The organism is Niabella terrae (assembly GCF_054783135.1).
This window is the reverse complement of the sequence record NZ_BAAGRD010000009.1, coordinates 1-9,211: the sequence shown is the minus strand read 5'-3', so window position 1 is coordinate 9,211 and position 9,211 is coordinate 1. Positions and strand designations below refer to the sequence as shown.

Here is a 9,211-nt window from a genome sequence, read left to right as displayed (position 1 = left end):
AGAACTGCGGCGAACGATTGCAGGACTTGATGTTTGCTCATTCATTGATATCCTTTTTTGAAAATGAATATCAAATCTAAAAGCATCAAATCAGAAAACAGTGGCCGTCCTCGTTAGAGGTTTACAAAGTAAACGCAAAAAGAACAGTTTCACAGTTCCGCAATTTGTTGAAGTGAGTAATGGGAAATTGTTTTTCCCAAAATTTAAAGATGGCATTAAAATCATCGAACATCGTGAATTAAAGGGTGAAGTGAAGCATTGTACTGTATCTAAAACACCAACAGGTAAATACTTTGTATCCATACTTTGTGAAGTGCAGTATCAACCATTGAAGCCAACAAAAAAACAGGTGGGCATTGACTTAGGAATTAAAGATTTTGCTGTTACTTCCGACGGCATAAGGTTTACAAACAACTATCATTTAAGAAGATATGAAAATCAATTAGCAAAAGCACAAAAACACCTTTCAAGAAAGGTAAAAGGCTCAAGTAGCCGAAACAGGCAAAGGCTTAAAGTTGCGGCAATACACGAAAAAGTTGCCAATACCAGGCTTGACCTGTTACATAAGGTATCTACACAGATAATCAATGCGTACGATATCATATGTCTGGAAGATTTGAACGTGAAAGGAATGATGGCAAACCATAAACTTGCAAAGCATATAGCAGATGCAAGTTGGGGAACATTCGTCGGGCTACTTGAATATAAAGCAAGTTGGAACGATAAGCGAATAATTAAAATCAACCGCTTCTATCCATCTTCAAAAACCTGTAACGAATGTGGCTATATCCATCAGGCCCTAAATCTTTCGGAAAGACAGTGGACTTGTCCAAATGGACATATTTTGGACAGGGACTTCAATGCAAGTAAAAATATCCTTGAAGAAGGAATAAGAATCATCGGGGCGGAACTCTCCGATTACACGGGCAGAGCCTTAAATAAGACTTCTGAAAAGGAGCACAGGGCGTTGAAGTCCGAAGCCCATTGGTCTTTAGCCAATGGGTAGTTCACTACGTATGTCGCGGCGATTTTGATGCGCCTTATCATGAATTATTGGAAACTGGAAGAAGACAGGGCGGAAGACTCTTTGCAACTGGCCGGTAAATATATCGGCATGATAGAACGGTTACTTGTCTTTTTCTTTGTGCTATTGAATCAGTGGTCTGCAATTGGATTTTTAATCGCGGCAAAATCGATACTAAGATTCAGCGATTTATCCAGGGCCAAAGACCGAAAGCTGACCGAATACGTGATTATCGGAACTTTGCTGAGCATTTCGATAGCGATCTTCACCGCACTTTTTTACAAGTTGGCAGATTTTTACATTTGATTGAAAATTGGGGGATTATCGGCACTACACCCGATAATCAAGCTTATCGGCTTTATAACCGATATCGCACCTGCATGTAATTATATCCTCCCACGAGGTAAGTGCCGAAATAGTGAGCGGGTCCGGAATCGAAGCTATGGGAAGAATCCCGAAAAGATCCGCCTGTCAACCTGATTTTTGCATCTTTAGCAGGAAGTACCCCGATAGTCCACCAAGGATCGAAGCGGCGAAAATGCCGATTTTCGCCTGCGTGATATACATCTCGTTGGAGAATGCCAGAGAAGTAATAAATAATGACATCGTAAACCCGATAGAAGCCAGTAATCCGACACCCAGCAAGTTACGAAAATTCATGCCTTTGGGAAACTTTGCAATCCCGAGCTTTATGAATAGTAAGGTGAACCCCACCACCCCTATGAACTTACCGACCAGCAGGCCCAAAAATACACCGACCAGAATATGCGTATTGAATAAATTACCGAAATCTACGTTGAGCGATACACCAGCGTTAGCGAGCGCAAAAATCGGCAGGATGATATAAGTCACCAAAGGATGCATTGCATGTTCCAGGCGCTGCAAGGGCGGAGTAGCTTCCAGAGCGGCCACCTGGACCTGCTCCAGAATATGCAGTTGCTCATTGGTCAGGGTTGGCTTATTTTCTGTAGGATCAATACTTTTAAACCGGGTAAGGTATTTTTGTATTTTGTCTACAAAAATCTGCTCTTTTATTTTTACATCCGCCGGTATCGTAAATGCCGCCAGCACAGCTGCTATGGTGGCATGTACCCCGGACAGTAAAAATTCTGTCCAGACACCACCGATGCCCAGAATGGCATAAAAGAAAATACTCCTTACACCGAGCTTGTTTCCCAGGTACATGGTCAGCAGCATCCCGCCTCCTATCGCCAGGTGCAGCAGCGAAATTTGGGAAGTATAGAACAAAGCAATTACCAGTACGGCACCCAGGTCATCAACAATAGCCAACGCAGTAAGAAAGACTTTTAATGATAAAGGTACTTTCTTACCGAGCAAAAACAGGACGCCGAGTGCAAATGCGATATCAGTAGCCATTGGGATGCCCCAACCCCTGCTGACGGAAGGAGCACTATTCCATAATAAATAAATGACGGCAGGAACGACCATTCCTCCCAGCGCTGCTCCTATGGGCAATAAAGCACTGCGCAAGTCAGACAGCTGTCCGGCTATGATTTCGCGCTTCAGCTCCAGTCCTACGACGAAAAAGAAAACAGACATCAGGCCATCATTGATCCAATGATGAAGGCTAAACTCGAAATAAGTCCTGCCTTCCCACTGAATCCCGAATTTATGCGCTAAAAAATGGTGATATCCTTCTGACCACCCGGAATTGGCTAAAACCAGCGCCAAAATAACACTGATCCCTAAAACAACCCCACCAGATTTTTCCAGCTGAATAAAACGCTGAATGGGTTGTACCAGTCGGTCTATCGGCCTTCTTTTTAATGCTCCCACTATAAATTTGAATTTAATCCCTGCAAATCTATACGAATATAACTAAGCTATAGGTGAACAGGATGGTTTTTTTAATGAACTGGCCCGGCTATGTCTGAATGATTCATGTCGCGATGCCCCCATGCATAAAATATTGTTCTGATAGAAAAAGGCGCAACGATGGCCCCTTTTGCACCCGCCAAAATTAAAAACGGTTCCCATTCATATTAATTACACGCTTTATGGCAAGGAATTTGAAACATATCGCATATAGGCCCATACGACACAATGGGATATCTGGAAGAACTGAAAACACCTTCGGCGAGCGAAATTAGCCGGCCGGATTTTTATACCTGGTTTTATTAAAGGCGGGTGTGGCGCGGTTGCCAATCGCCACCCTGCTTTAGGATCATAGTCAGGTCTGGCAAATGGATACAGCAGGATGGAAATGTAGCGAAGCCAGAGAGCCCGGTTAAATGGTCAGACAAGTCCCTGGAAAGCAAAAACCGATTATTCACTTTTAAAATAAATATTATGAGAGGAATATTATGGCTGGTGGCTGTTATTTGCATAATAGTCTGGCTACTTGGACTACTGGGAGTCGGCAATGGTCTGGGTATGGGAAATTTAATCCACATTTTACTGGTAATCGCGATTATTGTTGTGTTGTACAATATTATTTCAGGCCGCAAACCCCTGGAATAATGGCTCCCAGGTTTTTCGGACCGGACTTTACACAAAATAATCAGACTGCATGATGCGCTATTACAGAAGCAAACGCGGGAAGGGATTTGTATTTACCGACCAGGAAGGCGTTCGGGTGGATGACCCGCAATTGAAAGAATACTTTAAATCACTTGTGATACCACCTGCCTGGCAGTCGGTTGAGATCAGTGGTTCATCGCGGGCACGCATATGGGCTACAGGCATCGATGCAAAGGGCCGGAAGCAGTACATTTACAATAGTCGGTACCGCGAAAAGCAAAATGCGCAAAAATTTGACCGTATCATCAGTTTTGCTGCGCAATTGGAACATATGCGGCGTGTGACAGGTCAACACCTGCGAAAGCGTAAACCTGGACGTGAGAAAGTATTGGCAACAATGGTCCGGCTGCTGGAAACCGCCTTTTTTCGTCCGGGGAACGAGGCGTATGCCCGTGAGAATAAAAGCTATGGACTGACGACCTTGCGCAGTAAGCACCTCTGTATCGAAGGAGATGAAATTATTTTTTCCTATAAAGGAAAATCAGGGCAGCAACAGGAACGCCATATTCTGGATGGTAAACTTGCCAGAATCGTTCAGGAACTGGATGAATTGCCGGGATATGAAGTCTTTAAATATGAAGACGAAGATGGTCAGATCATTGACGTTAAGAGCAACGATCTAAATGATTATATCCGTGAAATAATGGGTGCGGATTTTTCCGCCAAGGATTTTCGAACCTGGGCCGGTACAGTAATCGCCGCCATGGCGCTCGATGAACTCGGTGCGGTTAAGCCGTTGGAACAAAAAAAGCTCAATTACAATATAAGGCAGGCCGTAGTTACCGTAAGTGAAAAGCTGGGAAATACACCGGCTATTGCCAGAAGTTCCTATATCGATCCCCGGGTCATTGACAATTATATCCACGGCAAAACCATCAGTTATTTCAAAGCTGCGGTAAACAAAATGCTGAAAACCAATGAAAATCTTTCAGTTGAAGAACTCGGTGTGCTTTGTCTGCTGAAAAGACGGTGGACCGGTACTGCACGAAAAACTACGGCCCGTAAAACGGGCTAGCGTCTATTAAAAATGAATTCCGTAACCCTATTCAAAGCCATTGGCAAAGATCTTCCACTATTTCTTTAACTCCGTTTCCGTATGCATGGCGCAAACATATTCACCATTGTCTTTTACCCAGGTAGAACTGCAGGCACAGCTGTAAACCGACGGACCGGTTTCCATCTCGAATTCCAGATCAATCAGGTAGGCGATGACAGCAGTATCATCCAGGATCTGCGTTTGAACGCCTGAGATGTCCAGCACTTTCATTTTTCGGTTGGCCCCGGATGCGAACATTTTCTCAAACGCTGTTTCGTCCACGGCCCGAATCCCGCTTTTAGCGACGGTAATACAGGGAAATCGGGTAAGGCTTTTAACAGTTTGTAAATTATGCTCCTGCATTCCTTGCCAATATTTTTTTTCCAGTTTCAAAATATGGTTTTCCATAATCGATATTTTAACGAGTTATTATCGTACACTTTATTTCTGATTATGATAATTCAAGTGCTGGTAAAACAGATATAATGTTACTTCGATTCAAAGCTCTTACCCGTTATTCAGATCAATTCCCTTGCCAATTCAACCAGACAGTACAATTACTATATATTTTCAAATCTAACTGCGCGGAATGGAATGGACGAGCAACAGGAAGTAATTGAAAATCTACTTTTTACAATCGGAGGATTTTAAGTTGGATATCAAGCACCTTTTCATAGGAAAATCTTGTTCCCTTGCTAAGCTGCCCGCCTAAATAGACTAGTCTTTCAATTGCTCATCACTAGTGGGGATGGTTCCTGGTATTTTTAAGCGGTAAATTAGCTAAGCCTCCATTGCTTTTATCACTTTTTTTAGATCGATGCCCTTGCCCAGTACAGGCTTAAAAATGTCCCCTTTTTGCCTTACCCTCTCAACGGCGTTCAGGATGGTAAAATCGGCTGTTTTTAGTCCTTTTTTTACTTCTTTCCATTCCAGTGGCATAGATACCGTGGCTCCTGGTTTAGGACGCACGGAGTAGGGGGAAGCAATGGTCGCATGTGGACGATTCTGTAGAAAATCCAGGTACATTTTACCCCTTCTGCTTTTCACCGTTCGTTCAATGGAAGTAAAATCCGGAATCCGTTCATGAATCAGATGCACGATTACCCGGGCAAATTCCTTTGATTGTTCGTAAGTATATTTTTGATTCAGCGGTATATAGATGTGCATACCCGTTGAGCCACTGGTTTTTGGATAGCTGGGAACGGACAGTTCTTCAAGTACGTCCCTGGTCACCAAAGCCGCTTCGATGACCTGCTCAAAACTGGTTTTAGTACCGGGATCCAGATCGATAATACAAAAGGATGGGTGATCCGGCTTCTTTACTGTACTACTCCAGGGATTCAGTTCTATGCAGGCCAGATTGGCCATATATAGTAATGTCGCCTCATCACCACCCACCAGATAATTGCGTTTCCGGTTATCGGAATCGCTGCGATAAGCAAAAGTTCGAGCCCAATCAGGAACTTTCCCGGTCACATCCTTGTAATAAAAACCCTCGCCCTTTATTCCATCCGGAAACCGGTTCATGGACTGGGGCCTGTCTTTCAGATAAGGTAGGATAAAGGGGGCAACCTGGTAATAATAATTGATCAGGTTGCGTTTCACATATTTTTCTTTGGGCCAGAATACCTTATTCAGGTTGGTAAATTTCAATTCATGGCCACTGACTTTTCGGACCTGGGTTTGCTCATGGGGATTTAATAAACTTTTCCGCTCCCCTTTTCCTGCGGGTTTGATGCGAATACTATCTTTTGCCATTGGCACTATTTTTTCAGTATCGACTTCTTTTTCAAGAATCACTTCACCGGGCTTTTTATCGGCCCGCATCCCATCAAAGGAAGGATGCCTCATGACGCCATCAGTTGTCATTTCCGTAAAACTGACTTCGCAAATTAACTTTGGCTTCAACCAGGTTGCAGTGGCTTCCGGTGGATCTGGCCGAAACCGGCTGGGTTTGTTGACATCAGGTACTTTATCAAAGGGCGATCTTTTGACTATCAAAGGCTTAAATTGCTTCAGTAGCTCCAGTTGTTGTTTCAGACTGAATCCTGTACCAATCTTACCGGTATAAATAAATTTCCCTTTCTCAAATACACCCACCAGCAGGGAGCTGAAGGGCTTGCTGCTCCCTGTGTTTTTGGTATACCCCCCAATCACCACTTCCTGTCGCTTGCTGGCTTTGATTTTGAGCCAGTGCCGGCTGCGATCGCCTGGCAGGTAAGGACTGTCCTGCTTTTTTGCCATAATGCCTTCCAGTCCCAGCTGCTTTGCCTGTTTCAGAAATTCGATCCCGGAAGTCTCAAAATCTTCGCTGAACTTTATAATGCCATCTTCAGGTATCAAGGATTTCAGCACTTCTTTCCGCGCTGTCAGGGGCAGCTCCGTCAGATCTCGGCCGTCGAACCAGAGCATATCAAACAGGTAATATAACAGGATACCGTCCGCCTCGCTGCGCCAGTTCTGCAGCGCACCAAAATTGGCCTGTCCGTCTTCATTGACCACTACGATTTCGCCATCCACGATAGCATCTGTCCTCCAGTCCTTCAAAGCCGTGACGATCGGATAATATTTCTCATTGAAAGATTTATTGTTACGGGACTTCAGTTCCAGTTTTGCTTTGTTCATAAAAGCGATAGCCCGATAACCATCCCATTTAATTTCGTAAGACCAGCCTGCCTCATCGAAAGGCTCGTCCACCAGGGTGGCCAGCATGGGTTTGACAGATGTATAAAACCGTTTTCGGGGGGCCTTTTTCAATTGGGATCTGACGCGGCTTTCAGACGGGGCATCTGTCGCAACTTCCCCGGACACCTTTTTTGTTATTTTTTCTACCGGTTCTTTTACTGCTGCGGTCTTTTTAGCCGCTTTCTTTGGAGTCCGTTTCGATTTTGTTGCTTTGGGTTTAGCACCATATATGTTATCGGAAGTCTTTGCAATACCGGTAATTGTTTTTCGGGATCTGACGGAGCGGTCTTTTAAAGTGATATCTCCTTTACCTGCGTATCGGTCGTCCAGTTTCATTAAAAGCCAGGCATTTTCCTCTCCTGAATGCATTTTTACCAGTGCAAATGTTCCTTTTAATTTCTTTCCGTGCAAAACAAACTTAAGTTTGCCGGACCTTAAGGCTGCGCGTAATGCTTTTTGCTGTTCTTTGAGCTCCTTCTTTTCTGAATCCCCCTCAGGTTCATAATAACCCTCATCCCAAATCATCACGGTACCGCCACCATACTGCCCCTTGGGGATGATTCCTTCAAAATTCCGGTAATCATAGGGATGATCTTCCACCTGCATGGCGAAACGCTTAATATCAGGATCCAGAGATGGCCCCTTGGGTACAGCCCAGCTTTTTAGTACCCCATCCAATTCCAGCCGGAAATCATAGTGGAGCCGTGAGGCATCATGCTTTTGAACTACAAATCGAAGTCGGGTTTCAGTAGATTTCCCTCCGAAAGGCTCGGGTGTTTTACTTTTGGATCGCTTTTTATTATATGTTGCGAGACTCATTGGGTTGGATGCTTTTGCCGACTGGCTTAAACAGTGTGGAGAATTTTCAACACTGGCCGTTGTCTGTCAGGTAATATCTATTGTCCACCACCTGAAACGGAAAACCGAATCAGTGGGCAGGAACAATTTCCTATCTAAAGAAAACTTGCAAAAAACATGCTAATTCAGGTTCAGGAACCGGCTTTCATATCGGCTGTCAGGAGCTATTGAGAAACCGATTATGTCATCTACTATCCGATTATCCATCGGATGTAAACCTCCTTTAAATCGGCACAGAAGAGCTTTCGGTCTTTCCATACCACATATTTACACGAGTTGCGGATCTGGTGCACTATACAGAGCAGGTTTACCGTATCAGGGAACACTCCTTGATGGCATCTGTAAATCCTTTGAGATTATCCGTACAGGCAATCAGGATGTCTTCCACACCCCGGGCTTTCAGATCGGTCAGTATACTCATCCAGAAAGAAGCGGATTCTGTTTCAGCCATCCACATGCCCAGCACTTCTTTTAATTCATCGTTTTTCTGGCCAATAACCTTTCTTAATAATTTGTCCATAGTGAACGGCCTATCTCATGTATATTTGAGATAATCTTCATCGTCAGGAATTGTCTGGCCTTTTTAGGCGCAGTTCAGTCGGCAGTATTGCAAATGTTAGATAAATTTCTTCTCCTTACCGCTTGAGCTTTAAAAACAAGCGGACAATTCCAAAACTATCATTATTCCGAAAATAATCAGTAGAAATGCTATTTTCGAAGATTATAATCACCTAAATATGCTATATTTGGAGAATATAATCTCCAAACTATGATAAATAGGTCTTTAGAACATATACTTACAAGCAAGGTGGATTACAAAAAAGCCATCATTGTACTCGGTCCAAGACAGGTTGGTAAAACCACCCTACTCACCCAAATCGCCAAATCGCTGGGTGATTATCTCTATATTAATGGAGACGACCCGGAAACCCGACTGTCGTGGAGCAATCCCACACAGGCTTTTATCAACCGCTATATCGGCAGCTATAAAGTTGTCGTCATTGATGAAGCCCAGCGACTGGAAAATATCGGGCTGAGCGCCAAGATGATCATAGATGCAAAAAAGG

Annotated in this window: 8 protein-coding genes and 1 pseudogene; 5 read left to right on the top strand and 4 right to left on the bottom strand. The window is 43.8% G+C overall.

The features are described from left to right. The first annotated feature begins 100 nt into the window (after positions 1-100). Both ACYVI9_RS12615 and ACYVI9_RS12610 read left to right on the top strand, forming a co-directional pair. Entirely contained in the window at positions 101-1,006 is a 906-nt protein-coding gene (locus tag ACYVI9_RS12615; RefSeq protein ID WP_460764939.1) for an RNA-guided endonuclease TnpB family protein, read from the top strand. Between the two features lie 39 nt (positions 1,007-1,045). Then, complete coding sequence (locus ACYVI9_RS12610; protein ID WP_460764938.1) at positions 1,046-1,330, top strand: hypothetical protein; 285 nt, start codon at positions 1,046-1,048, stop codon at positions 1,328-1,330. A 165-nt stretch (positions 1,331-1,495) separates the two neighbouring features. Here the strand turns inward: ACYVI9_RS12610 and nhaA are convergent, their stop codons facing one another. After that, positions 1,496-2,821 (bottom strand): Na+/H+ antiporter NhaA, encoded by a 1,326-nt coding sequence (gene nhaA, locus ACYVI9_RS12605; RefSeq protein WP_460764937.1) that lies wholly within the window; start codon positions 2,819-2,821, stop codon positions 1,496-1,498. A gap of 513 nt (positions 2,822-3,334) precedes the next feature. Here nhaA and ACYVI9_RS12600 point away from each other — a divergent pair. Next, positions 3,335-3,505, top strand: a complete 171-nt coding sequence (locus ACYVI9_RS12600; RefSeq protein ID WP_460764936.1) for a lmo0937 family membrane protein — start codon at positions 3,335-3,337, stop codon at positions 3,503-3,505. A gap of 49 nt (positions 3,506-3,554) precedes the next feature. Then, entirely contained in the window at positions 3,555-4,580 is a 1,026-nt protein-coding gene (locus tag ACYVI9_RS12595) for a DNA topoisomerase IB (RefSeq protein ID WP_460764935.1), read from the top strand. A gap of 57 nt (positions 4,581-4,637) precedes the next feature. Here the strand turns inward: ACYVI9_RS12595 and ACYVI9_RS12590 are convergent, their stop codons facing one another. From ACYVI9_RS12590 to ACYVI9_RS12580, 3 genes and pseudogenes are all read right to left on the bottom strand, one after another. Beyond that, positions 4,638-5,009, bottom strand: coding sequence for a nuclear transport factor 2 family protein (locus ACYVI9_RS12590; protein ID WP_460764934.1), 372 nt, complete (start codon positions 5,007-5,009; stop codon positions 4,638-4,640). Positions 5,010-5,381: 372 nt separating this feature from the next. Then, positions 5,382-8,105, bottom strand: coding sequence for a DNA ligase D (gene ligD, locus ACYVI9_RS12585; protein WP_460764933.1), 2,724 nt, complete (start codon positions 8,103-8,105; stop codon positions 5,382-5,384). Between the two features lie 251 nt (positions 8,106-8,356). Next, positions 8,357-8,619: pseudogene (locus tag ACYVI9_RS12580) on the bottom strand (transposase); the annotation flags it as partial. A gap of 294 nt (positions 8,620-8,913) precedes the next feature. Here ACYVI9_RS12580 and ACYVI9_RS12575 point away from each other — a divergent pair. Further along, positions 8,914-9,211 (top strand): AAA family ATPase (locus ACYVI9_RS12575; RefSeq protein WP_460764932.1); only part of this gene is annotated, 298 nt, incomplete at its 3' end.